The organism is Pseudomonas putida (assembly GCF_026625125.1).
Classification (GTDB): Bacteria; Pseudomonadota; Gammaproteobacteria; order Pseudomonadales; family Pseudomonadaceae; genus Aquipseudomonas; species Aquipseudomonas putida_X.
This window is the reverse complement of the sequence record NZ_CP113097.1, coordinates 2002569-2026147: the sequence shown is the minus strand read 5'-3', so window position 1 is coordinate 2026147 and position 23579 is coordinate 2002569. Positions and strand designations below refer to the sequence as shown.

At 60.5% G+C, this 23579-nt stretch carries 20 protein-coding genes and 4 tRNA genes; 4 read left to right on the top strand and 20 right to left on the bottom strand.

All coding sequences use genetic code 11. The features are described 5' to 3' along the window. Nucleotides 1-179: 179 nt before the first annotated feature. The 10 genes from OSW16_RS09240 to OSW16_RS09195 form a co-directional block, all read right to left on the bottom strand. Nucleotides 180-452, bottom strand: a complete 273-nt coding sequence (locus OSW16_RS09240; protein ID WP_012313647.1) for an HU family DNA-binding protein — start codon at nucleotides 450-452, stop codon at nucleotides 180-182. Between the two features lie 152 nt (nucleotides 453-604). Beyond that, on the bottom strand, nucleotides 605-3001 hold the full coding sequence (gene lon, locus OSW16_RS09235; RefSeq protein ID WP_267822499.1) for an endopeptidase La: 2397 nt from the start codon (nucleotides 2999-3001) through the stop codon (nucleotides 605-607). A gap of 156 nt (nucleotides 3002-3157) precedes the next feature. Further along, complete coding sequence (gene clpX, locus OSW16_RS09230) at nucleotides 3158-4441, bottom strand: ATP-dependent Clp protease ATP-binding subunit ClpX (protein WP_241803227.1); 1284 nt, start codon at nucleotides 4439-4441, stop codon at nucleotides 3158-3160. Between the two features lie 108 nt (nucleotides 4442-4549). Then, nucleotides 4550-5191, bottom strand: coding sequence for an ATP-dependent Clp endopeptidase proteolytic subunit ClpP (gene clpP / locus OSW16_RS09225; RefSeq protein WP_009683825.1), 642 nt, complete (start codon nucleotides 5189-5191; stop codon nucleotides 4550-4552). 91 nt (nucleotides 5192-5282) lie between these two features. Further along, nucleotides 5283-6596 (bottom strand): trigger factor, encoded by a 1314-nt coding sequence (gene tig, locus OSW16_RS09220; RefSeq protein ID WP_267822495.1) that lies wholly within the window; start codon nucleotides 6594-6596, stop codon nucleotides 5283-5285. Nucleotides 6597-6842: 246 nt separating this feature from the next. Beyond that, nucleotides 6843-7142, bottom strand: a complete 300-nt coding sequence (locus OSW16_RS09215; protein ID WP_267822493.1) for a DUF6388 family protein — start codon at nucleotides 7140-7142, stop codon at nucleotides 6843-6845. 349 nt (nucleotides 7143-7491) lie between these two features. Then, nucleotides 7492-7567 (bottom strand) — tRNA-His (locus tag OSW16_RS09210). A gap of 50 nt (nucleotides 7568-7617) precedes the next feature. Then, a tRNA-Leu gene (locus OSW16_RS09205) sits at nucleotides 7618-7702 on the bottom strand. 54 nt (nucleotides 7703-7756) lie between these two features. Then, nucleotides 7757-7832 (bottom strand) — tRNA-His (locus tag OSW16_RS09200). A gap of 42 nt (nucleotides 7833-7874) precedes the next feature. Then, nucleotides 7875-7951, bottom strand: a tRNA-Arg gene (locus OSW16_RS09195). A gap of 259 nt (nucleotides 7952-8210) precedes the next feature. Here OSW16_RS09195 and folD point away from each other — a divergent pair. After that, entirely contained in the window at nucleotides 8211-9065 is an 855-nt protein-coding gene (folD, locus tag OSW16_RS09190) for a bifunctional methylenetetrahydrofolate dehydrogenase/methenyltetrahydrofolate cyclohydrolase FolD (RefSeq protein WP_241803223.1), read from the top strand. 98 nt (nucleotides 9066-9163) lie between these two features. On the opposite strand, the gene OSW16_RS09185 is transcribed toward folD, so the two are convergent. The 6 genes from OSW16_RS09185 to OSW16_RS09160 are packed head-to-tail and all read right to left on the bottom strand — an operon-like array spanning nucleotide 9164 to nucleotide 15082. Beyond that, nucleotides 9164-10903 (bottom strand): ABC transporter substrate-binding protein, encoded by a 1740-nt coding sequence (locus OSW16_RS09185; RefSeq protein WP_267822491.1) that lies wholly within the window; start codon nucleotides 10901-10903, stop codon nucleotides 9164-9166. 38 nt (nucleotides 10904-10941) lie between these two features. Continuing rightward, complete coding sequence (locus OSW16_RS09180; protein WP_241803221.1) at nucleotides 10942-11214, bottom strand: DUF2160 domain-containing protein; 273 nt, start codon at nucleotides 11212-11214, stop codon at nucleotides 10942-10944. Nucleotides 11215-11226: 12 nt separating this feature from the next. Further along, nucleotides 11227-12027: a carbohydrate ABC transporter permease gene (locus OSW16_RS09175; RefSeq protein WP_241803220.1), complete on the bottom strand. Its 801-nt coding sequence runs from the start codon at nucleotides 12025-12027 to the stop codon at nucleotides 11227-11229. Between the two features lie 3 nt (nucleotides 12028-12030). Beyond that, complete coding sequence (locus tag OSW16_RS09170; RefSeq protein WP_267822488.1) at nucleotides 12031-12894, bottom strand: carbohydrate ABC transporter permease; 864 nt, start codon at nucleotides 12892-12894, stop codon at nucleotides 12031-12033. Beyond that, nucleotides 12891-13988, bottom strand: a complete 1098-nt coding sequence (locus OSW16_RS09165) for an ABC transporter ATP-binding protein (RefSeq protein ID WP_267822486.1) — start codon at nucleotides 13986-13988, stop codon at nucleotides 12891-12893. The genes OSW16_RS09170 and OSW16_RS09165 overlap by 4 nt, the downstream gene beginning before the upstream one ends. Further along, nucleotides 13988-15082 (bottom strand): ABC transporter ATP-binding protein, encoded by a 1095-nt coding sequence (locus OSW16_RS09160; RefSeq protein WP_267822485.1) that lies wholly within the window; start codon nucleotides 15080-15082, stop codon nucleotides 13988-13990. Before OSW16_RS09160 ends, OSW16_RS09165 begins: the two co-directional genes overlap by 1 nt. A 223-nt stretch (nucleotides 15083-15305) precedes the next feature. On the opposite strand from OSW16_RS09160, the gene OSW16_RS09155 reads away from it, so the two are divergent. The 3 genes from OSW16_RS09155 (at nucleotide 15306) to OSW16_RS09145 (ending at nucleotide 18863) form a co-directional block, all read left to right on the top strand. Next, entirely contained in the window at nucleotides 15306-17063 is a 1758-nt protein-coding gene (locus OSW16_RS09155) for a sigma-54-dependent Fis family transcriptional regulator (RefSeq protein WP_267822483.1), read from the top strand. Nucleotides 17064-17207: 144 nt separating this feature from the next. Next, complete coding sequence (locus OSW16_RS09150) at nucleotides 17208-18272, top strand: ornithine cyclodeaminase (protein WP_267822481.1); 1065 nt, start codon at nucleotides 17208-17210, stop codon at nucleotides 18270-18272. A gap of 105 nt (nucleotides 18273-18377) precedes the next feature. Next, the gene (locus tag OSW16_RS09145) at nucleotides 18378-18863 is read left to right on the top strand and encodes an Lrp/AsnC family transcriptional regulator (protein WP_241803214.1); all 486 of its coding nucleotides are present in this window, start codon (nucleotides 18378-18380) and stop codon (nucleotides 18861-18863) included. A 554-nt stretch (nucleotides 18864-19417) separates the two neighbouring features. On the opposite strand, the gene OSW16_RS27065 is transcribed toward OSW16_RS09145, so the two are convergent. From OSW16_RS27065 to OSW16_RS09130, 4 genes are all read right to left on the bottom strand, one after another. After that, nucleotides 19418-19681 (bottom strand): antitoxin Xre/MbcA/ParS toxin-binding domain-containing protein, encoded by a 264-nt coding sequence (locus tag OSW16_RS27065; RefSeq protein ID WP_418942072.1) that lies wholly within the window; start codon nucleotides 19679-19681, stop codon nucleotides 19418-19420. Between the two features lie 826 nt (nucleotides 19682-20507). Then, nucleotides 20508-21305: an NADPH-dependent F420 reductase gene (locus OSW16_RS09140; protein ID WP_267822479.1), complete on the bottom strand. Its 798-nt coding sequence runs from the start codon at nucleotides 21303-21305 to the stop codon at nucleotides 20508-20510. Nucleotides 21306-21442: 137 nt separating this feature from the next. Further along, complete coding sequence (locus OSW16_RS09135; protein ID WP_267823926.1) at nucleotides 21443-22345, bottom strand: LysR substrate-binding domain-containing protein; 903 nt, start codon at nucleotides 22343-22345, stop codon at nucleotides 21443-21445. Between the two features lie 110 nt (nucleotides 22346-22455). Then, nucleotides 22456-23541, bottom strand: coding sequence for an aldo/keto reductase (locus tag OSW16_RS09130; protein WP_267822478.1), 1086 nt, complete (start codon nucleotides 23539-23541; stop codon nucleotides 22456-22458). Nucleotides 23542-23579 lie beyond the last annotated feature (38 nt).

Sequence of the window (23579 nt, the reverse complement as noted above, 5' to 3'; positions counted from 1 at the left end):
CCCCCAGAAACGGCTGTACCACTGCGTCGACAACCGCGGAGCGTGGGTAGAATCCTGATAAAAGAAAGGCGCATCCGAGGATGCGCCTTTTCTTAGCAAACGTGTCAGGCGGGAACGTTTGCGACCCGCCTTCAGCGTGCTCGAACCTGGCAAGGCCCGGTCCGGCTGAAAGAGACGACTTAGTTGACGGCGTCTTTCAGGCCTTTGCCAGCCTTGAAGCCTGGAACCTTGGCAGCAGCGATCTTGATGGTCTTGCCAGTTTGCGGGTTACGGCCATCGCGCTCAGCGCGCTCTTTGACCGAGAAGGTACCGAAGCCAACCAGAACGACGTCGTCGCCTGCTTTCAGGGCACCAGTCACGGAGTCAATTACTGCATCCAGCGCGCGGCCGGCTACAGCTTTCGGGATGTCAGCAGATGCGGCGATAGCGTCAATCAGTTCCGACTTGTTCACTCTAAGTCCCCTTATTTCTCTATTGAGTTTGTTTCTAAGTATGTAATGAAAAGCTTCTGAAACGAATGCTGGGTGGCCTGGTGACAATAGCGTGCCGCTTTATAGCAAGGCCCCGAAAATACTGTCAAGGAAAGCCCCCCAGCCAAAAACTACTAATGCGTGCTGATACGTTCCTTAGCATCGCCGTCGCGCTTTTCATCTTTCGCGACAATCTCAGGAGCCACATCTGGCAAGGGCTCCGGGGCGTATTGCAGCGCAATTTGCAGGACTTCGTCAATCCATTTGACCGGTTTGATCTGCAGATCCTGTTTGATATTTTCCGGGATCTCCTTCAGATCGCGAACATTCTCCTCTGGAATGATCACCGTCTTGATCCCACCACGGTGCGCCGCCAGGAGTTTTTCCTTCAGCCCGCCAATGGCCAATACCTGCCCACGCAAGGTGATTTCGCCGGTCATGGCAACATCTGCACGCACCGGAATCTGCGTCAACGCCGACACCAGCGCGGTGCACATGCCGATACCGGCGCTCGGGCCATCCTTGGGCGTAGCCCCCTCAGGCATGTGGATGTGCACGTCGTGCTTCTCATGGAAGTCGGCGGCAATTCCCAGGCTGCGGGCGCGGCTACGGACAACGGTTTGCGCGGCGGTGATCGACTCGACCATGACGTCGCCCAGCGAACCGGTCTTGATCAATTGCCCTTTTCCAGGGATGACCACCGACTCGATGGTCAGCAATTCGCCACCCACCTGGGTCCAGGCAAGGCCGGTAACCTGGCCTATCTGGTCCTGCTGCTCGGCCAGGCCGTAGCGGAACTTGCGCACGCCCAGCAGGTGCTCGAGCTGCTCATTGGTGACCTTGACCTTGACCTGCTTCTGGCCGGTGTGCTCCTTGACGACCTTGCGGCAGACCTTCGCAATCTGCCGCTCCAGGCCACGTACACCGGCTTCACGGGTGTAGTAACGGATGATGTCACGGATCGCCGAGGTGTCGATCTCGAGCTCTTCCTTCTTCAAACCGTTGGCCTTGACCTGCTTGGGCGTCAGGTATTTGACCGCGATGTTGATCTTCTCGTCCTCGGTGTAACCCGGCAGGCGAATGACTTCCATGCGGTCCAGCAGCGCCGGCGGGATGTTCATCGAGTTCGAGGTGCAGAGGAACATCACATCCGAGAGGTCGTAATCCACCTCCAGGTAGTGGTCGTTGAAGTTGTGGTTCTGCTCGGGGTCGAGCACTTCCAGCAGCGCCGAGGCCGGGTCGCCACGCATGTCGCTGCCCATCTTGTCGATCTCGTCGAGCAGGAACAGCGGGTTGCGCACCCCCACCTTGGTCATTTTCTGGATCAGGCGGCCGGGCATCGAACCGATGTATGTCCGACGGTGACCGCGGATCTCGGCCTCGTCACGCACGCCGCCCAGGGCCATGCGCACGAACTTGCGGTTGGTGGCGGCGGCGATCGACTCGGCCAGCGAGGTCTTGCCCACGCCTGGTGGGCCGACCAGGCACAGTACCGGGCCGCGAATTTTCTTCACGCGCTTCTGCACGGCGAGGTATTCGAGGATGCGTTCCTTGACCTCTTCAAGGCCATAGTGGTCCGCGTCGAGAATTTCCTCGGCCTTGGACAGATCCAGGCGCACCTTGCTCTGGGCCTTCCACGGCACCTGCACGAGCCAGTCGAGGTAGGTGCGCACCACGGTGGCTTCGGCAGACATTGGCGACATCTGCTTGAGCTTGTTCAGCTCGGCCTGGGCCTTGGCCAGGGCGTCTTTGGGCAGGCCGGCAGCTTCAATGCGTTTTTTCAGCTCTTCGACTTCGTTGTGGCCTTCGTCGCCATCGCCGAGCTCCTTCTGAATGGCCTTCATCTGCTCATTCAGGTAGTACTCGCGCTGGCTGCGCTCCATCTGCTTCTTGACCCGGCCACGGATACGCTTTTCGACCTGCAGCAGGTCGATTTCGGCATCCAGCATCGCCAGTACATGCTCGACACGGGTGGACAGGTCGACGATTTCGAGAATTTCCTGCTTCTGCTCGATCTTCAGCGCCATGTGCGCTGCCATGGTATCGACCAGGCGCCCAGGCTCCTCGATGCTGTTGAGCGACGACAGCACTTCGGCCGGGACTTTCTTGCCCAACTGTACGTACTGCTCGAACTGCGACAGCAGCGTGCGCACGAAGACTTCCGACTCGCGCTCGGCGGCGTCGGTTTCGTCGATCAGGGAAACTTCGGCACGGATGTGCCCTTCGACTTCGGTAAAGCGCTCGACTGCACCACGCTGCTCGCCCTCGACCAGCACCTTGACGGTGCCATCAGGCAGCTTCAGCAGTTGCAGCACGGTAGCGACAGTACCGACGCGATACAGGGCGTCTTCGCCCGGATCGTCGTCAGCGGGGTTCTTCTGGGCCAGCAGAAGGATCTGCTTCTCGCCAGTCATCGCAGCCTCAAGGGCCTCGATGGACTTCTCACGCCCCACGAACAGTGGGATGACCATGTGCGGGTAAACAACGACATCGCGCAATGGCAAAAGAGGCAAGTCGAGGGTGGTCTTCATGATTTCGCCTCTACAGCGGCCTTATGGCCGGAAACCGGTGGAAATGATGCTTGGACCTAATGTGGGGGCACGCCTGGGAAATTACAAGCGCTTGCACAGGAAAAGCAGAAAGGGGCCCGCATGGGCCCCTTTCTTGCTTGCTGCCACGGCACCGACTCAGGCGTCGGGCGCGACCTTGGCTGGCGGCTCGCTGTTCTCGTAGATCAGCAGCGGCTGCGACGTGCCTTCGATGACGCTCTCGTCGATCACCACCTTGCTGACTTCCTTCTGCGAAGGAATTTCATACATGGTGTCGAGCAGCACGCCTTCGAGGATCGAACGCAGGCCGCGGGCGCCAGTCTTGCGCTCCAGGGCTTTGCGTGCGACGGCCTTGAGTGCATCACTGCGGAACTCGAGGTCAACGCTCTCCATCTCGAACAGCCTGGCGTACTGCTTGGTCAGGGCGTTCTTCGGCTCAGTGAGGATCTGCATCAGTGCAGCCTCGTCCAGCTCGTCGAGGGTTGCCAGAACCGGCAGACGGCCGACGAACTCGGGGATCAGGCCAAACTTGACCAGATCATCCGGCTCGACTTCCCGCAGCGACTCGCCAACCTTCTTGCCCTCTTCCTTGCTGCGTACTTCAGCGCCAAAACCGATGCCACCTTTGGTGGAGCGGTTCTGGATGACCTTTTCCAGGCCCGAGAAGGCGCCACCGCAGATGAACAGGATGTTGCGGGTGTCTACCTGCAGGAATTCCTGTTGCGGGTGCTTGCGCCCCCCTTGCGGCGGAACGGAGGCAACGGTGCCCTCGATCAGCTTGAGCAGTGCCTGCTGCACGCCTTCACCCGAAACGTCACGGGTGATCGACGGGTTGTCCGACTTGCGCGAAATCTTGTCGATCTCGTCGATGTAGACAATGCCCATCTGGGCCTTTTCCACGTCGTAGTCGCACTTTTGCAGCAGCTTCTGGATGATGTTCTCGACGTCCTCACCCACATAACCGGCTTCGGTCAGGGTGGTGGCGTCGGCAATGGTGAACGGTACGTTCAACAGGCGAGCCAGGGTTTCGGCGAGCAGGGTCTTGCCCGAGCCGGTAGGCCCGATCAGCAGGATGTTGCTCTTGCCGAGTTCAACCTCGTCACCTTTCTTGTCACGCTGGTTCAGGCGCTTGTAGTGGTTGTACACCGCTACCGAAAGCACCTTCTTGGCACGTTCCTGACCAATCACATACTGGTCCAGGATGCCGCTGATTTCTTTCGGCGAAGGCAATTTGTGCGCGCTGCTTTCGGCCTGGGCTTCCTGCACCTCCTCTCGGATGATGTCGTTGCACAGGTCGACGCACTCGTCGCAGATAAATACCGAGGGCCCGGCAATCAGTTTGCGCACTTCGTGCTGGCTTTTGCCGCAGAAGGAGCAATAAAGCAATTTGCCGCTGTCCTCGCCGTTACGGGTGTCAGTCATTCGATCGATCCAATCCGGTAGGCTTGCAACACAAGATGAAGGCAATTGCGGGCTTTTTCAAGTCCGCAGGTAGGCGCTTGGGGCACCTACCTGCTCTGGCACCTGGGTTCAGGAGGCCAGTTGCCGCTTGTCGTATACCGAGTCGATCAGGCCGTACTCGGCCGCGCGCGAGGCGCTCATGAAATTGTCACGCTCGGTGTCGCGCTTGATGGTCTCCAGGTCCTGGCCGGTGTGGTAGGCCAGCAGCTCGTTCAGACGCGCCTTGATGTTGAGGATTTCCTGGGCGTGGATCTCGATATCGGTCGCCTGGCCCTGGAAGCCGCCGAGCGGCTGGTGAATCATCACACGCGAGTTAGGCAGGCAGTGACGCTTGCCCTTGGCACCGGCGGCCAACAGGAAGGCCCCCATGCTGCAGGCCTGGCCGATGCAGATGGTCGAGACGTCCGGCTTGATGAACTGCATGGTGTCGTAGATCGACATGCCAGCCGTTACCGAGCCGCCTGGGGAGTTGATGTAAAGATGGATATCCTTGTCCGGGTTTTCCGCCTCGAGGAACAGCATCTGTGCCACTACCAGGTTGGCCATGTAGTCTTCTACCGGGCCGACCAGGAAGATCACTCGCTCCTTCAACAGGCGCGAGTAGATGTCATAGGCACGTTCGCCACGGGCGGACTGCTCGATAACCATCGGGACCAGGCCGCCTGCGGCTTGGATGTCAGAGCTCTGCTGAATATAAGAATTGCGGGACATGTCCTGCGCTCACTCCCAAATAGTCATGGCTTGAATACGCACAAGCCAGCGCGAAGGCTGGCTTGTGGGGGCTTCCTACGAGAGGGCCGCCTTACTCAGCTTCGGCAGGCGCCTGAGCTGGTTTTACGGCTTCTTCGTACGAGACCGATTTGTCGGTCACAGTCGCTTTCTGCAGAACAGTATCTACAACTTGCTCTTCCAGCACAACCGAACGCACCTCGTTCATCTGCTGGTCGTTTTTGTAGTACCAAGCGATGACCTGCTCAGGCTCCTGGTAAGCCGAAGCCATTTCTTCGATCATCTCGCGAACCTTGCCTTCGTCCGGCTTCAGTTCGAACTGCTTGACCACTTCAGCGACGATCAGGCCCAGCACCACACGGCGTTTGGCTTGCTCTTCGAACAGCTCGGCCGGCAGTTGTTCAGGCTTGATGTTGCCACCGAACTGCTGAACAGCCTGGACGCGCAGGCGGTTGACTTCGTTTTCCAGCAGCGCTTTCGGCACTTCGATCGGGTTGGCGGCCAGCAGACCGTCCATGACCTGGTTCTTCACCTTGGTCTTGATCGCCTGGCGCAGTTCACGCTCCATGTTCTTGCGAACTTCGGCGCGGAAGCCTTCCAGGGTCGATTCCTTGATACCGAACTGGGCGAAGAACTCTTCGTTCAGTTCTGGCAGCTGAGGTGCCGAAACGCTGTTGACGGTGATGGTGAACTCGGCAGCTTTGCCTGCCAGGTCCAGGTTCTGGTAATCCTCAGGGAAGGTCACGTTGACAACGCGCTCTTCGCCGGCCTTGGCGCCAACCAGGCCGTCTTCGAAGCCTGGGATCATGCGGCCGGAGCCCAGTACCAGCTGGGTGCCCTTGGCCGAACCACCGGCGAAGGCTTCACCGTCGATCTTGCCGACGAAGTCGATGTTGACCTGGTCGTCCTTCTCGGCAGCGCGCTCGACGGCCTCGAAGCGTACGTTCTGCTTGCGCAGCACTTCCAGCATGTTGTCCAGGTCGGCGTCAGCCACTTCGGCGTTCAGACGCTCGACGCTGATCGACTCCAGGCCGGCAACGGCGAACTCTGGGAACACTTCGAAGATGGCGACGAACTCCAGGTCCTTGCCCTTTTCGAACGACTTCGGCTCTACGGCAGGCGCGCCAGCCGGGTTCAGCTTCTGCTCGACGATGGCTTCGTAGAAGGAAGCCTGGACCAGGTCACCGAAGGCCTCTTGACGGGCATCGGCTTCGAAACGCTGGCGGATCACGCTCATCGGCACTTTGCCTGGGCGGAAGCCCGCGACCTTGGCGCGCTTGGCAGTCTGCTGCAGACGCTTGTTGACTTCGTTCTCGACGCGCTCGGCCGGAACGGCGATGGTCATGCGGCGCTCGAGAGCGGAAGTGTTTTCAACAGAAACTTGCATGGATATTCCTCGTTGCACAGACGTTAGCCGGCGTTAGCCCGACTCCAGAATCAAGGGCAAGCATTCTAGTGAGTCACGCACCAGAAGTCACCCCACTCGGGACGACGGGAAACCACGCCGGTCGATTAGCTTGCAAGGCCCGCACGGCGTATCGCCGGGCCTCTATATATAAGCAGGCTGCGCAACGCCAGCGGCGGCACGCAACCGTAATACCTTGTCAAACAACTACAACCCAAAAAAGCGCGTTCATTCAGGGTCGAGTTCATTGAACTGGCAGTACTCTTCCCAGGCCATACCCAGCGCTTCGGCCACTTCGCGATGGGTTTCCAGGCGCATGGCCTGCAACTGTTCAGGGCTTTCGGCGATCAACTGCAGCGCCAGCTCCCAAGGCTGGATGCCCTGCTCGTCGGCGGCATCGTCGAACGCCCATTCGATCTGCTGGGCCTGCTCGCGCGCATCCAGCCCTCGGATTTCCTCGAGCAGTTGCGGATTGGCCTCGGCGAAACGCTGAAGCGCCAGCGCCTGACGGGCTTCTTTTGCAATCATGGATAGATCCTTTGCCGGCCTAATCCAGCCGGAGTTTCAACCGACTGAAATCTATCAGCTTTTATTGGGGTGTCACCAGAGGATTGCAAGGGCTGGCAGAGCAAGTCACGAAGTTGTAGCACGTAAAGGCACCACACCTCGGGCATTCACCAGCCAGCCAGGCAATGAGGGGCCGCTTTGCGCCCCATCGCTGGCAAGCCTGCTCCCACCGGGACCGCGCAGTTCTTGAGGGCTAGCGATACCTGCAGGAGCCGGTTTGCCGGCGATGGCTGCATGGGTACGCGCTCTTGCGCATAACGCAGAAACAACAAAGGCGCCTGATCATACGATCAAGGCGCCTTCGAAAATATGGGGTGGACGATGGGAATCGAACCCACGACAACCGGAATCACAATCCGGCGCTCTACCAACTGAGCTACGCCCACCATAGTGCGGTGCAACGGTACAACTTTACAAAAACATGCTTACAAAAACATGGTGCGGACGAAGAGACTCGAACTCTTACAGCTTGCGCCGCTGGAACCTAAATCCAGTGTGTCTACCAATTTCACCACGTCCGCATAACGCTTAAAACAAAGGCGCCAGATCTACAATCAAGGCGCCTCTGAAGAATATGGGGTGGACGATGGGAATCGAACCCACGACAACCGGAATCACAATCCGGCGCTCTACCAACTGAGCTACGCCCACCATATCGCTTTACTGCCTTACTTGCTTGCCCAAGCTGCCTAATGGCGCACCCGGCAGGACTCGAACCTGCGACCATCCGCTTAGAAGGCGGATGCTCTATCCAGCTGAGCTACGGGCGCATAAGCGTAAAGCCTAACCGAATGAGCAATATGAAAACCACCCATTCTGCCCGACTTCGCCAACCAGTGCTAGGCTGTGCCCGACAAGTGCGGCGAATCTTATAGGCGACCCGTATAAGCGTCAACACCTTTCTATAAAAAATTTAAATTATTTAAGGGGTTAGGGGATTTGCCCGACCACCCGCCTTTGCCCTCGGGCCGTGTCGTGCGAGAATGCGCCCTCTTTATTGTTCCTTTCTCGATGGTTAATCACGCGTCTATGACTGCACACCTAATCGATGGCAAGGCGATCGCCGCCAACCTGCGCAAGCAGATCGCTCAACGTGTCGTGGAGCGTCGCCAGCAAGGCCTGCGCACGCCGGGCCTGGCGGTGATCCTGGTCGGTACCGACCCCGCCTCCCAAGTCTATGTCTCGCACAAGCGCAAGGACTGCGAAGAGGTCGGCTTCATTTCGCAGGCCTTCGACCTGCCCAGCGAAACCACGCAGCAAGCCCTGACCGAGCTGATCGACCGCCTCAACGACGACCCGGCAGTGGACGGCATCCTGCTGCAATTGCCGCTGCCGGCGCACCTGGATGCATCGCTGTTGCTCGAGCGTATCCGCCCGGACAAAGACGTCGATGGCTTCCACCCGTACAACATCGGCCGCCTGGCCCAGCGTATTCCGCTGCTGCGCCCGTGCACCCCCAAAGGCATCATGACCCTGCTGGAAAGCACAGGTCAGGACCTGTACGGCATGGACGCCGTAATCGTCGGCGCGTCCAACATCGTGGGCCGCCCGATGGCCATGGAGTTGCTGCTGGCCGGCTGCACCGTGACCGTCTGCCACCGCTTCACCAAGGACCTGGCCGGGCATGTCGGCCGCGCCGACCTGGTGGTCGTGGCTGCAGGCAAGCCTGGGCTGGTCAAGGGTGAGTGGGTGAAGGAAGGCGCCATCGTCATCGACGTGGGCATCAACCGCCAGGAAGACGGCAAGCTGGTCGGCGATGTGGTCTACGAGACCGCCCTGCCCCGCGCCGGCTGGATCACGCCGGTGCCGGGCGGCGTCGGCCCGATGACCCGGGCCTGCCTGCTGGAAAACACGCTGTATGCGGCAGAAGAACTGCATAAGTAAGTTGGCCTGACCTGAAAACGGCACCTCTGGCAGGTGCCGTTTTTTTGCCTTGGATGTCTCACGTTGCCGACGGTGTATCGGCTTCGGCCTCTAGCCGGTCACTTGCGCGCCGCCTCCCACGATTTCAGCAGCTCGTCATAGCTGACCGTCTCGCCCTTGGGCTTCTCGTTGGCCAGTTTCGGTTTTGGCGCCCCTGGCTGGTCGAACCAGTACTGTGCGTCTTTTTCAGGGTTCAGCTTAGGCGCGCAGGTGGCCTGGGCATTGGACCGCTGCAACCGCTCCATCATGCGATCCTGATCCCGGGCCAAGCCATCCAGCGCCTCTTGCGGCGTTTTCTCGCCACTGGCCACTTCGGCGATATGGCTCCACCACAGTTGGGCCAGGCGAGGATAGTCCGGCACATTGGTACCGGTCGGGGTCCACTGCACCCGCGCCGGGCTGCGATAGAACTCCACCAGCCCGCCAAGCTTGGGCGCAAGGTCGGTCATGGCCTGGGAGTTGATATCCGATTCGCGGATAGGCGTCAGGCCAACGATGGTCTTTTTCAACGACACCGTCTTGGAGGTGACGAACTGGGCGTACAGCCAAGCGGCCAGGCGCTGCTTCTCGGGGGTGGATTTGAAGAAGGTCCAGGAACCGGTGTCCTGATAGCCCAGCTTCATCCCCTCCTCCCAGTAAGGCCCCTTGGGCGAGGGCGCCATGCGCCACTTCGGGGTGCCGTCGGCATTGACCACCGGCAGCCCCGGCTTGGTCATGTCGGCGGTAAAGGCGGTGTACCAGAAAATCTGCTGAGCGATGTTGCCTTGCGCCGGCACCGGGCCGGCCTCGGAGAAGGTCATGCCTTGCGCCTCCTTGGGCGCGTAGGCGCGCATCCAGTCGACATACTTCTGCGTGGCATAGACGGCCGCCGGCCCGTTGGTGTCGCCGCCGCGGGTCACACTGGAGCCCACCGGGTGGCAATCCTCCACGCGGATGCCCCACTCGTCCACGGGCAAGCCATTGGGCAGGCCTTTGTCGCCACCGCCAGCCATGGAGAACCAGGCATCGGTGAAGCGCCACCCGAGTGAAGGGTCCTTCTTGCCGTAATCCATGTGGCCATAAACGCGCTTGCCGTCGATTTCCTTGACGTCCTCGGTGAAGAACTTGGCGATGTCTTCATAGGCCGACCAGTTCACCGGCACGCCCAGTTCATAACCATACTTTTCCTTGAACCTGGCCTTGAGCTCGGGCCGCTCGAACCAGTCAGCGCGGAACCAGTACAGGTTGGCGAACTGCTGGTCGGGCAACTGATAAACCTTGCCATCCGGCGCGGTGGTGAACGAAATGCCGATGAAGTCCTTGAGGTCCAGGGTCGGCGAGGTGTAGGCCTTGCCTTCGTTGGCCATCAGGTCAGTGATCGACTCCACCTTGCCGTAGCGAAAATGCGTACCAATCAGGTCAGAGTCGTTGACCCAGCCGTCGTAGATGTTCTTGTCCGACTGCATCTGCGTCTGCAGCTTCTCCACCACGTCGCCTTCCTGCAGCAGGTCGTGGGTCAGCTGGATCCCGGTGATCTCGCTGAAGGCCTTGGCCAGCACCTTGGACTCGTACTCATGGGTGGTGATGGTTTCCGACACGACATTGATCTTCATCCCCCGAAACGGCTCGGCGGCCTTGATGAACCACTTGAGCTCCGCCAACTGCTGCTCCGCCGTCAGGGTCGACGGTTTGAACTCGCTGGCGATCCACTTCGATGCCGCATCCTCATACTGATCGGCCCACGCCGCACTCGGTACACCGGCCAGTACCAGCAACGCGGCCAGGGTCAAATGTCGCCGGTTATATTTGTCATGGAACATTGTCATCTCCCGATTGAGTTATTCCCCGGAGCCGTCGCTCAGCCCCAGCGCAGCACCACCACGAGCCAGCCCAGCGACAGCAGCGAGGCCACCCACAAAGGCCAGTCGCTGACCCCGACTACCAACAAGTGCAGGTAGGCGCTGACCAACAGGCCGATGAACAACCGGTCGCCACGGCTGGTGACGATCGGCAGGAAGCCACGCCGTTCCACACAAGGGCGGCGCAGCTCGAACAGGGTCATGCACACCAGCAGAACGCCCACAGCGGCGAAAAACAGCGCGGTGGGCAAGGTCCAGGCCATCCACTCCATGCGTTGCCCTCCTCACACCCGGCCCAGGGCAAAGCCCTTGGCCACATGGTTGCGTACGAACCAGATCACCAGCATGCCCGGCAGGATGGTCAGCACCCCTGCCGCCGCCAGCACGCCCCAGTCGATGCCCGAAGCAGACACCGTGCGGGTCATCACGGCGGCGATCGGCTTGGCGTTCACCGACGTCAGGGTGCGCGCCAGCAACAGTTCAACCCAGGAAAACATGAAGCAGAAAAACGCCGTCACGCCGATGCCGGAACCGATCAGCGGGATGAAAATCTTCAAGAAGAAACGCGGGAAGCTGTAACCATCGATGTAGGCGGTTTCATCGATCTCCTTCGGCACGCCCGACATGAAACCCTCGAGAATCCACACCGCCAGCGGCACGTTGAACAGGCAGTGGGCCAGGGCCACGGCAATGTGGGTGTCGAACAGACCGATGGACGAATAAAGCTGAAAGAACGGCAGCAGAAACACCGCCGGCGGCGCCATGCGGTTGGTCAGCAACCAGAAGAACAGGTGGCGGTCACCGAGAAAACGGTAGCGTGAGAACGCATAAGCCGCCGGCAACGCCACCAGCAGCGAAATCAGTGTGTTGAGGCACACGTAGTACAGCGAATTGATGTAGCCGCTGTACCAGCTGGCATCGGTGAAGATCACCCGGTAGTTGTCGAGGGTGAACGCCTGCGGCCATAGGGTGAGGCCACCGAGAATCTCGGTGTTGCTCTTGAACGACATGTTCAGCAGCCAGTAGATCGGCACCAGCAGGAAGAAGAAGTACAGCAGCAGGGCCAGCGTCTTGCGTGTGCTCATGGCCTAGTCCTTGTCGGCGTGGGTCATGGCGGTATAGAACAGCCATGACACCAGCAGGATGATCAGGAAATACACCAGCGAAAACGCGGCCGCCGGGCCCAGGTCGAATTGCCCGACCGCCATGCGTGTCAGGGTCTGACTCAGGAAGGTCGTGGCGTTACCCGGCCCGCCACCGGTCAGCACGAACGGCTCGGTGTAGATCATGAAGCTGTCCATGAAGCGCAGCATCACCGCGATCAGCAGCACGTTCTTGAGCTTGGGCAACTGGATGTGCCGGAACACGGCCCAGCCCGAAGCCCGGTCGATGCGCGCGGCCTGGTAATACACGTCGGGTATGGCCCGCAGCCCCGAGTAGCACAGCAATGCCACCAGCGATGTCCAGTGCCAGACATCCATCACCAGCACGGTGAGCCAGGCGTCGAACGGGTCGCCGGCATAGTTGTAGCTGACGCCAAGCTTGGCCAGCGTGGCCCCGAGCAGGCCGATATCGGCGCGGCCAAAGATCTGCCAGATGGTGCCGACCACGTTCCACGGGATCAGCAGCGGGATGGCCATGACGATCAGGCACACCGACGCCAGGCGCCCCTTGGTTGGCATGGTCAGGGCAATGGCGATGCCCAGCGGGATTTCGATCAGCAGCACACAGGCGGAATAGATGAACTGACGCAGCAAGGCATCGTGCAATGCCGGGTCGCGCAACACCTGGCGGTACCAGTCGGCGCCGACGAAGTAGCGGCTTGACTGGTCGAAAATGTCCTGCGCCGAATAGTTGACGACCGTCATCATCGGCATTACGGCACTGAAAGCCACCAGCAGGAACACCGGCAGCACCAGCCACCAGGCCTTATTGTTCGGCACCTTGTTCATGGCACGGCCTCCAGCAGCACATCGTCGACGTACAGCAGCAGCCACTGCATCGGCAGGCCGACCCAGGCGTGCGCCGCCGGCACCGGGCGATCTTCTGCCAGGCGCGCCTTGAGCGACACGCCGCCGAGCACGAGAGTGACGATGCGATAGGTGCCCAGGTCCTCGACATCCAGCACGCTGGCAGGCAGGGCGCCATCGAATGGGGCGTCCCACAGTTGCACGAACTCCGGGCGTATACCCACTTGCAGGCGCCCGGCGTTCGTCGCAGCAAGGCGTTCGCGCAGCCCGTCGGGCAGGGCCAGGTGCACATCGCCGAACGCGACCCCGCCCGCGTCGGCGCGCACGTCGATCAGGTTCATCCCCGGGCTGCCGATGAAGTAGCCGACAAAGGTATGCCGTGGCCGCTCGAACAGCTCACGCGGGGTACCGAACTGGACAATGCGCCCGCCATGCATCACCGCGATCTTGTCGGCGAAGGTCGAAGCCTCCAGTTGATCGTGGGTCACGTAGATCATGGTGATGTTGAACTGCTCATGGATCTGCTTGAGCTTGCGCCGCAACTTCCATTTCAGGTGCGGGTCGATCACCGTCAACGGCTCGTCGAAAAGAATCGCCGAGACGTCATCGCGCACCAGGCCACGGCCCATGGAGACTTTCTGCTTCTCGTCGGCGCTGAGGTTGCGCGCCTTTTTCTTCAGCAGCGCGCCCAGGTCGAGCACTTCGGCGATCTCTTCGACTCGCGTGCGCACCCTGCCCTCGTCCAAGCCCTGGTTGCGCAGCGGGAACGCCAGGTTGTCGAACACCGTCATGGTGTCGTAAACCACTGGGAACTGAAACACCTGGGCAATGTTGCGCTGCTGCGGTGAAAGGTCATTGACCGGCTTGCCGTCGAACAGCACCTGGCCATGGGAAGGCGTGAGCAGCCCCGAGATGATGTTCAGCAACGTCGACTTGCCACACCCGGAAGGCCCGAGCAACGCATAGGCACCGCCCTGCTCCCACACGTGCTCCAGTTGATGCAATGCGTAATCGCCCTCGCCGGCGGGTTGTCGGCTGTAGCTGTGCGCCAGTTGGTGCAGGCGGATTTCGGCCATCAGGCGCTCCTTGCCTGGCGCAGGCCCGGTGCCTGTACCAGTGCTCCGGCGCTGTCGAAGACGAACAGCTTGTGGGTGGGTATGAAGATCCGGATCGGCGTATCCACCTGATACTCGTGCACCCCCGGCAGATGCAGGACCATCCGCCAATGCTCGTTACGCACGTGCAGGAATGTCTCGGAACCGCTGATCTCGGCCAGTTCCACCCGCACCGCCAGCTCCAGGTCATCGTCATGGGCCGGCACCAGGGTGATGTGGCTGGGGCGCACCCCAAAGCGGTAGTCGCCGTCGCCCAGGCTGCGCAGGTCGACATTGCGGGCGAAGTGCACGGCCTGGGCCAGGCTCACCTCATTGCCGCTGATACGCCCCGGCACCAGGTTGATCGGCGGTTCGCTGAACAGCTCGGCGGCCAGCACGCTGCCGGGCCGCTGGTAGACCTCGGCCGTGGGCCCGCTCTGCACGATCCGCCCCTCGTGCACCAAGGTAGTGGTGCCCCCCAGCGCCAGCGCTTCGTTGGGCTCGGTGGTGGCATACACGGCAATGCAGTTGCGCGCGGCAAACAGCTCGCGCAGCTCCTGGCGCAGCCCTTCGCGCAGCTTGTAGTCGAGGTTGACCAGCGGCTCATCGAACAGAATCAGCCCGGCATCCTTGACCAGCGCCCTGGCCATCGCCGTGCGTTGCTGCTGGCCGCCAGAAAGCTCCAGCGGCAAGCGTTGCAGGTAGGGCTCGATGCGCAGCATCTCGGCTGTTTCCTGCACCCGCCTATGGATCTGGGGCTCGGCCATGCGCGCCTGACGCAGGGGCGAGGCGATGTTTTCGTAGACACTCAGGGTCGGGTAATTGATGAACTGTTGGTACACCATCGACACGTTGCGCCGGCGCACCGGCACACCCGTGACATTCTCACCGGCCATCAGCACGCGGCCACGGTCGGGGCGGTCCAGCCCGGCCATCAGGCGCATCAGGCTGGTCTTGCCGGCCAAGGTCCGGCCGAGCAGCACGTTAAACGAGCCAGGCTCGAAATGCACAGACGCGTCGATGATCCAGGGCTGGTTATCGACGCTGCGGCTGACCTGTTCCAGCACCAGGGACATGGCAGGACCTTGTTATTGTGGTTGTCCGGCACAAATAGCCAGTTCCGTGCCAGTTCCCTCGCGCCGCTCTGGCCTGGGCCCCAGGCGGTGGCGGCAGGCCAGCCGCGATTCACAACTGAACACTTTCGCTGAACACCTGAACAGTGGCGGGTTTGACAATGAACAACGGTGGACGACACTCAACAGCGGTCGGCTGATAACAACAATCACACAGGACAGGCCCATGGCCACCGCCCCTTCGCCCCATGCCCAACTGATCCAGGCCTCCTGGGCGCGCTGCCGTGATCACGGCCTGCAGCCACAGAGCGCACCGGACTTCGATTGCCTGACCCGGGCCGAACTCAGCGCCCTGCTGGAGCGGCGCCAGGCCCTGTTGCACCACACCCGCGATGCCGTGCTGCCGCAGTACACGCACCTGCTGGGCAATGCCAGCTACCTGGTGATGCTCGCCGACGCCAGCGGCTGCCTGCTCCAGACCTGGGGCTCGCGCCGCTTCGTCTGCCCCCAGCACCAGCACGGCTTCAGTGCCGGCGCCCACTGGCACGAACGGGGCGTGGGCACCAATGCACTGGGCACCGCGCTGGTCTGCGCCGAGCCCGTCCATGTCGGCCAGGACGAACACTACCTGCGCCAGAACCGCTACATGTCCAGCGCCGCCACCCCGCTGTACGATGCCCAGCGGCAACTGGTCGGGGTGCTCGACGTGGCCAGCGACGGCTACCTGCCCGCCTCCCAGACCCTCGGCCTGGTGCGCATGATGGGCCAGAGCCTGGAGAACCGCCTGATCCTTGCGCAGCATGCCGAACAGCACGCCCAATTGCTGTTCAACAGCGCTTGCGACAACCTCGACAGCCCTTGGGCCGGGCTGCTGGTGTTCGATGAACGTGGCCAGGTGCTCGCCGCCAATCATCGAGCCGATAGCCTGCTGGGCGGCAACCCGCTGCAGCAGAACGTCGAGCAACTGTTCCAGATCCCCTTGTGCCAGTTGCTTGCCCACCCCCAGCAGCAGCCATTCGCCTTGCAGGCAGCCGGGCGCAACCGCCTTCACTGCCAGTGGCAGGCAGCGCGACAAAGCACCCCACGCTCAACGCTTGGCAATGGCGACCCACGCATGGAAAAGGCCCTGGCCCAGGCCAGGCTGATGTTGGAAAAAGACATCCCGTTGCTGGTTCAGGGTGAAACCGGCGTCGGCAAGGAAGTCTTCGTCCAGACCCTGCACCGCGCCAGCAGCCGTGCTCGCCAGCCGTTGATCGCGGTCAACTGTGCGGCGATCCCGGCAGACCTGGTGGAATCGGAGCTGTTCGGTTACGACAAGGGCGCCTTCACCGGCGCTCATCACAAGGGCAACCCCGGGCTGATCCGCAAGGCCAACCAGGGCATCCTGTTCCTCGACGAAATCGGCGACATGCCGCTGCCGACCCAGGCCCGCCTGCTGCGCGTGCTGCAGTCGCGCAGCATTCAACCCCTGGGCAGTGGCGAACCGGTAGCGGTGGATATCCGCGTCGTCTCTGCAAGCAATCGGGACCTGGCCGAAGAGGTGCGTGCAGGGCGCTTTCGGCAAGACCTCTACTACCGCATCGCGGCAATGGCAGTCGTGTTGCCGGCGCTGCGCGAGCGCACTGACCGGCGAGCGTTGATCGAACACATCCACGCACGTTATCGCGACCCTCAGCAACCCCAGTACCTGGGGCTGCCCATCCTCGATCTGCTCGACCGGCACCCGTGGCCAGGCAATGTGCGCGAGCTGGTGAGTGTGATGCAGGTTGCGCTGGCGTTGGCAGGGGATGGGCCGGTCAGTGTCGAGCATCTGCCTGGCGGCTTTCTGGCTGAAGCACATGAGCGCCCGGTGTCGAGCGGCGGCAGTGAGCATGAAGCAGACCTGCACAGCCTGCTGAAACGTGCCAATGGCAATCTCTCGGCCGTGGCGCGGGGCCTTGGGATCAGCCGGACGACACTGTACAAGCGCCTGCGCGAGCAATGACCGGTGGCCGGCAGCCGATTCGGCTGCCCGCGCCCCGAAGTCAGCCGCACCCGCTGCGCGCAACGCCTCATTCAGCCGGCATTTTCCCCCCTGCGCGCCCGACAATATCCCTACAGCCCAACCCGCACGTTGCAGGGAGATGCCATGACCCGCTTCATCGATGTGCAAGACCTCGCCCGCCTGGTCAACCGCAAAGGCCTGGCCACCTGCCTGGTGGAGATGGCCGAGTACATCCGTCAGGACTACCTGCGCTGGCACGATTTCGAGAAGTGCCCGCGCCTGGCCAACCATTCCACGGACGGCGTGATCGAACTGATGCCCGTTTCCGACGCTGGCCGGTATGCCTTCAAGTATGTCAACGGTCACCCGAAGAACACCCGCCTCGGCCTGCCCACGGTGATGGCCTTCGGCGCCCTGAGCGACGTCGGCTCCGGCGCGCCACTGCTGCTCAGCGAGATGACCCTGACCACAGCGATGCGTACTGCCGCCACCTCGGCCCTGGCCGCCCGCTACCTGGCGCGTGAAGACAGCCGCTGCATGGCGCTGATCGGCAACGGCTCGCAAAGCGAATTCCAGGCCATCGCCTTCAAGATGCTGCTGGGCATCGACGAGATCCGCCTGTACGACATCGACCCTGCAGCCACCGCGAAGCTGGTGGCCAACCTGGCAGGCCGCCCCGGGCTCAAGGTGATCGTCGCCCATAGCGTCGCTGAAGCCGTGCGCGGTGCCGATATCGTCACCACGGTCACGGCCGACAAGACGTACGCGACCATCCTCACACCGGACATGATCGAACCGGGCATGCACCTGAATGCCGTGGGCGGCGACTGCCCGGGCAAGACCGAGCTGCACCGGCACATCGTCGAACGGGCCCGGGTGATCGTTGAGTACGAGCCGCAAACCCGGGTCGAAGGCGAAATCCAGCAGATGCCGGCCGATTCGCCGGTCTTCGCATTCTGGCAGGTGGTCGCAGGCCTTGTGCCGGGCCGTGAAAGCGCCGGCCAGGTGACCCTGTTCGATTCGGTAGGTTTCGCACTGGAAGATTTTTCGGCGCTGCGCTATGTGCTCGATACCGCGCTCGCGTTGGGGATTGGCCAGGAGATCGGGCTGGTGCCGATGCTGGAAAACCCCAAGGACTTGTATGCACTGCTGCAGCCTCGCGTAGTGGCGGCCCGCTCAGTGCACCGGGCCGACAGCGCCTGCGCCTGACGGAGCTTGGGCTGCTGGGCAGCCCACTCGCCAGCGCGTGAGGACGATCCCCCGATAACCGCCTAACCTGTTCATGCCCCCGCTTTCAACAAAGAAGCACCGCGCATGGACACCAAGGACGCCACCTCTGCCCCGCTGGACCGCATCGACCAAGCCATCATCGACATACTGCGCGTCGACGGTCGCATCACCTTCGAAAAACTCTCCACCCTGGTCCACCTTACGCCGCGCCCCTGCCTGGAACGGGTACGCAAGCTGGAACGGCGTGGCGTGATCCGCGGTTACGGCGCAATCATCGACCTGCAGAAAGTCGCACCAGGGCTGTCGCTGCTGGTGCTCGTCGCCCTGTCCAACCTGAGCGGGCGTTCCTCGCAAAAGGCGTTCGAGGCCACCATGCTGGCCTGCCCTGACGTTCATGAATGCCAGCTGATCAGCGGCCATTTCGACTACAGCCTGCGCGTGCGCTGTCGGGACATGGAGCACTACCGGGTGCTGAGCGAAAGCTGGATGAACGACGGCGCCCTGCACATCGATAAGCTCGTGGCACACCCTGAACTGGCGTCGGTCAAAAGCAGCGCCCCGCAGCCCTGAACGGGCAGAAGTTGGCAGGCTGCTTGCTAACACCGCCTCAGGTATTGGCAATTGCCGGCCACGGCGCATCCTCTCAATCGGCAGCACGCACCGAACTAGAGCCTGGCAAGTCGAAATGCCCCACAACTGGTCAGACCGGTAAGGCCAAAAACCCTTGCATATTCGGATTTTTCGCTTGAATTTGCAGCCGAAATGACTTTTTTGGCACCAATAATTGAACTGCACCCCCGACCGATGCCCCGGCCTGACCAGTTCTGAAACTGCCTTTTTGAGCGAATTAGGTCGAGAAACTGAAATTGATCTGCGAGTAGCCTGGCTGGTAAGAGCATCTTAATGCCCTAAGCAATCAGCTCGATATCTTTGATAAGGAGAGGCAATCGGATTATACGTCAACGACGTGCTTCATAAGGTACCAGTCTGGTCAGACCAGAGATCGCGGAGATAGATTTTTGGCGCTTTTCGCCCCTACGTTCCAATAACAGGGCACTACCAAACCGCACCCGCAGCCGCTCCCTCTACCATACGTTGAAGCTCAGACCAACGCTCTCCGCGCATCAATAAACACCGTAATCAATTCTCAACAGGTATTCACAGACATGGCGGTAGCCTTCATTATCCGCGAGGAGACTACAGGGGGTTCGTCCTCCGAGGCCAAGGGCGGGTTGAATGAGCCAATCAGACGCCAGACGATCATTACCCAGAACGAACGCCGCCTGACTTCGCACCTGATCCTTACGGGCAACAAAACAACGGAACTGACTACTCCAGCAACGGGGCTCTGCTGAAGGACAAGGGGCGAGTAAACTTATCACTAGCATATGGTTCTCCACTATCACTTAATGCCCCTCGGGCCAGCGTGGCCGTACGTCGCTACACGGTCGACGGCTGCTCCCCTCGCTCAAAAAGTTATTTTGTAAACTGGTCCGGCTAATAAATCTGTTCAGGTGCAGTTCAATTTTTGCTTCACACTGGATGGACCGCATTAGCCAATTGGCCCTCAGCTGCCCTTGGGCCGACTTCGTGTGCTTCGGCTTAGACCCCAATCCGGATTTTCTACCACTCAGCGTTGGCAACGTGGTATCAGAGCTTTGACGCTCGGTCTTTTTGAAGCGCTTCGGGATGACGGCATTCACATCGCGACCGAAATGTATCGGCCTATCTGAAGCCGAGTTCGCAGGAAGCGATAGAAATCGCAAAGTAATTCTATGCGCTGCTCCGCCAGTGAGCAAAATGCTCCCCCGATTGGCATTGCCGCATCCCTGGCAGGCAAGCGTGAACAGCCGCGAGCGCGCCCCCAATGTTGACGGATAGATCGTGTAAAAACGAGTCGAGCGGCTGGTCCATCACCGTGGCTTGGCGCAGAAACGCGGCGGACTAATGGAGGCCCCCATGGCGAGATGCTATGCAGCCATGACGTCCAGCTTAGAGCGGGTTCTCGCGCTCAACTCGACTCGCCTCGCCTCGCCTCGCCTCGCCTCGATAGCCAGGCTGTGCGAACCCCTCGGCAGTTGCCAAGCCCAGGCCTGGGCCGGTTTCGATGCTCATGAACCACACTCAGGGAAAGTGCTCCGCCATCTAGAACAGAACGCTCAAGAAACGCGGAATGTAGTGATTGTCCAAGTGCAGGCGTGTAACTCGTAAGGGTTAACCTCGCCCTTTGTAGACCTCACCTACCAAGGTGACGTGGATAGCCGGAAGATCGCTCGGCTGTCCGCCGACAGGAGCATTGCGGTCGGCTGCATTGACCAGCTTCAGCGCAGCCTCCGCGTTTAATGGCTTGCCAGGGTGGTTCAGATACCACTCTCGGGCTTCCTGCTCGTTCAGCCCTTCAGGTATTTCCGGAACGTACGGCCAGACGTAGATCGGCGTTCCCGGCTCGATGCGCCAACTGTCGGCCAGTGTTCCCACGTCCACAGAGTCGTAACCGAAGTCGGACATGAGGCTCGATACCTTGGCCTTGGCTTGTGCGTCATCCCCGGCTATAGGCAGCGTAGTGCGCTCAGGGTTACCGGCTGGTCGTGCATTCGCGACCAAGTGATGGAAATCAAGGTTGTGCAGCGCTTTGATGACCTTGGACCCACTCAGGTGTGCCTGGATCATTTCACTGGTAGTGAGTTTTCGTTGATCAATGTCGTCGAAGCGACCGTCGCGAGCGCTTGGGTAGTAATTCATGGTGTCGACGACAATCTTGCCAGCCAGATGATCGGCCGGCAGCGACTTGAACACCCCCAATGGAAGGGCTGCCACAATGATGTCCGCCGCTTTGGAAGCCTCTTCCGCGGTGCCTGCCCGAGCCTTGCTGCCCAACTCGTCGAGAAGCCCCTTCAACGATTCCGGGCCACGCGAGTTGGCAATCACCACTTCATAACCTGCCGCGACAGCGAGACGAGCAATGCCGCTGCCGATCATGCCCGCACCGATAACACCTACGGTTTTGCTCACTGGATAATCCTCGCATTGAATGCTTTGAAAAAACGTGAGTTAACTGTAGCCCGGTCAGCAGGTCGGACATAGCTCAGTAATTCGAATGCAGTGCTGCACAACATTCATTAATCACGGTATGCCCATAGTATGGCTTGCTAGGAAATCCTTCGCTGCTGAAGTGCTTTGAGCAGGATGCTGAATGCTTGAGTGGGCTGCCTTCGGCTGGGATAGAAAAGGTGATAACCGGCAAGAGGCGGACACCATGGCTCCAGCACCCGGACCAGCAATCCGTCGGCAACAGCCTGATCAGTGTAGTGGGAAGGCATATAGGCCAAGCCAAGTCCGTCGATGGCAAATTGTCTGGCGAGTCGGGCATTGTTGACGATGAGTTGGCCGTCGACCCGCACGCTAACCTCCTCGTTCTCAACGTTCTCGAATTCCCAAGGAGCTAGACCACCTAGAGTGGGGAATCGCATGCCGATACAGCTGTGAGAAGTCAGGTCCAATGGGACATTTGGGGTTCCCGCTTTCGCCAAGTACGTCGGTGAGCCGACCACAGCCATCTTAATTGCCGGTCCGATCGGCACAGCGATCATGTCCCGAGCGATCTGCGCTCCCATGCGAATGCCTGCGTCGAATCGTTCCGAAACGATGTCGGTTAGCACCGAGTCAACAGTGATCTCGACCTTGATGCCCGGGTATTGCGGGAGAATATCCGCCAATGCCGGCGCCAATACTTTTTGCGCCGGGTGTTCGCCAGCAGTGATTCGAACTGTTCCCGCCGGCTTACCTTTCAGGTCCGACAGTCCATCAAGCGAAAGAGCCACGGCATCAAGGTGTGGCCCAATCTCGTCAAGCAGACGCTGGCCAGCCTCGGTGAGGGATACGCTTCGAGTCGTCCGGTTGAGTAACCGCACGCCCAGGCGCTCCTCAAGCGAGCGCATGGCATGGCTCAATGCTGAGGGAGAAATCCCTATCTTTGCAGCTGCACGGGTAAAGCTCATCTCGCGAGCCACCGCCAGGAAGCAGTTCAGTTCATCAGTTGAAGCGCGGGGCATTCCTGAATCTCGCTCAATAACGTTCATCCATTCTACCGTTATCCGCCGATCCAGGTGCTCCAGCTTTTCCGCGCTCCCCTGTCTACGCGAAAGGCGCTGAGGTTTTTTTCTCAGTACCGATCACTTGCTGATGTTGGACAGAACGCATGCAGCGCCGAACTTTCACCGTTGATAGTCGTACCACCAGCGTGCAGCGCAGGTGCCATTTTTAGGAACCCAACAGGAAAGGGTAGCGCCGGTTGAGTCAACTCGTCCAGCCGGGTCAGCTCCTCGGCAAGCAGTTTGATATCCAAGGCAGCTACGTTCTGGTTCAGTTGCTCAAGCGTCCGGACGCCGGTAATTGGCGCCGCCACGCCGGGGCGGCCCATGACCCACGCTAAGGCAATCTGGGCAGGTGTCGCGCCGTGGGTTTGGGCAATCGACGCGAGCACGTCGACGATCTCGAAGTGCTTGTCATTGACCTGCTTGCTCATCACTGCGGCCCGGCCACCTGACACTTCATCTTTGTTCTCTCGCGTGTACTTACCCGTCAACCGCCCACCGGCCAGTGGGGACCAGGGCATTACGCCAAATCCAAGCTCCTGGGCCATGGGTATCTGTTCGGCTTCGCTTGTCCGTTCAGCCAGCGAGTATTCGAGCTGCAATGCGATGAACGGGCTCCATCCTCTGAAAGCCGCCGTCAGCTGAGCCTGACCAGCTTTCCACGCGGGGGTATCGGAGATCCCCAGATATCGAACCTTGCCAGCATCCACCAGATCATTCATCGCTCGTACGGTTTCTTCCATCGGCGTGTACTTGTCCCAGTTATGGAGCCAGTACAGATCGATGTAATCCGTGCGAAGCCGACGTAGAGACTCCTCGCAGGCAGCGATGATGGATTTGCGATTGGAACCGCCCCCATTGGGATCGCCAGGGAACAGGTTTGTGCTGAATTTTGTGGCTATCACCAGCCTGTCGCGCTTCTGCTTGTCATACGCCAGGTGGTCTCCGATGATCTTTTCTGAGTGCCCCTTGGTGTATCCGTTGGCCGTGTCGATGAAGTTGCCACCCAACTCAATGTAACGGTCCATGATCTGCTGGGCCGCTGTCGGCGGGATACCCCAGCCCAGCTCCTCACCAAACGTCATGGCGCCAAGGCACAGGGGACTGACGCGAAGCCCCGACCGGCCAAGGGTAATGTAGTGATCTAAAGACATATCTTCCCCCTGAATACCAAATGACTGGTAGCTCGCCT

What these genes read in the sequence shown, in the direction of transcription:
- OSW16_RS09175 (WP_241803220.1), bottom strand. Translation starts at nt 12,027, where the DNA reads ATGAGCACACGCAAGACGCTGGCCCTGCTGCTGTACTTCTTCTTCCTG.
- lon (WP_267822499.1), bottom strand. Translation starts at nt 3,001, where the DNA reads ATGAAGACCACCCTCGACTTGCCTCTTTTGCCATTGCGCGATGTCGTT.
- OSW16_RS09155 (WP_267822483.1), top strand. Translation starts at nt 15,306, where the DNA reads ATGGCCACCGCCCCTTCGCCCCATGCCCAACTGATCCAGGCCTCCTGG.
- OSW16_RS09135 (WP_267823926.1), bottom strand. Translation starts at nt 22,345, where the DNA reads ATGCCCCGCGCTTCAACTGATGAACTGAACTGCTTCCTGGCGGTGGCT.
- clpP (WP_009683825.1), bottom strand. Translation starts at nt 5,191, where the DNA reads ATGTCCCGCAATTCTTATATTCAGCAGAGCTCTGACATCCAAGCCGCA.
- OSW16_RS09185 (WP_267822491.1), bottom strand. Translation starts at nt 10,903, where the DNA reads ATGTTCCATGACAAATATAACCGGCGACATTTGACCCTGGCCGCGTTG.
- tig (WP_267822495.1), bottom strand. Translation starts at nt 6,596, where the DNA reads ATGCAAGTTTCTGTTGAAAACACTTCCGCTCTCGAGCGCCGCATGACC.
- OSW16_RS09160 (WP_267822485.1), bottom strand. Translation starts at nt 15,082, where the DNA reads ATGTCCCTGGTGCTGGAACAGGTCAGCCGCAGCGTCGATAACCAGCCC.
- OSW16_RS27065 (WP_418942072.1), bottom strand. Translation starts at nt 19,681, where the DNA reads ATGCTAGTGATAAGTTTACTCGCCCCTTGTCCTTCAGCAGAGCCCCGT.
- clpX (WP_241803227.1), bottom strand. Translation starts at nt 4,441, where the DNA reads ATGACTGACACCCGTAACGGCGAGGACAGCGGCAAATTGCTTTATTGC.
- OSW16_RS09130 (WP_267822478.1), bottom strand. Translation starts at nt 23,541, where the DNA reads ATGTCTTTAGATCACTACATTACCCTTGGCCGGTCGGGGCTTCGCGTC.
- OSW16_RS09150 (WP_267822481.1), top strand. Translation starts at nt 17,208, where the DNA reads ATGACCCGCTTCATCGATGTGCAAGACCTCGCCCGCCTGGTCAACCGC.
- OSW16_RS09145 (WP_241803214.1), top strand. Translation starts at nt 18,378, where the DNA reads ATGGACACCAAGGACGCCACCTCTGCCCCGCTGGACCGCATCGACCAA.
- OSW16_RS09165 (WP_267822486.1), bottom strand. Translation starts at nt 13,988, where the DNA reads ATGGCCGAAATCCGCCTGCACCAACTGGCGCACAGCTACAGCCGACAA.
- OSW16_RS09215 (WP_267822493.1), bottom strand. Translation starts at nt 7,142, where the DNA reads ATGATTGCAAAAGAAGCCCGTCAGGCGCTGGCGCTTCAGCGTTTCGCC.
- OSW16_RS09170 (WP_267822488.1), bottom strand. Translation starts at nt 12,894, where the DNA reads ATGAACAAGGTGCCGAACAATAAGGCCTGGTGGCTGGTGCTGCCGGTG.
- folD (WP_241803223.1), top strand. Translation starts at nt 8,211, where the DNA reads ATGACTGCACACCTAATCGATGGCAAGGCGATCGCCGCCAACCTGCGC.
- OSW16_RS09180 (WP_241803221.1), bottom strand. Translation starts at nt 11,214, where the DNA reads ATGGAGTGGATGGCCTGGACCTTGCCCACCGCGCTGTTTTTCGCCGCT.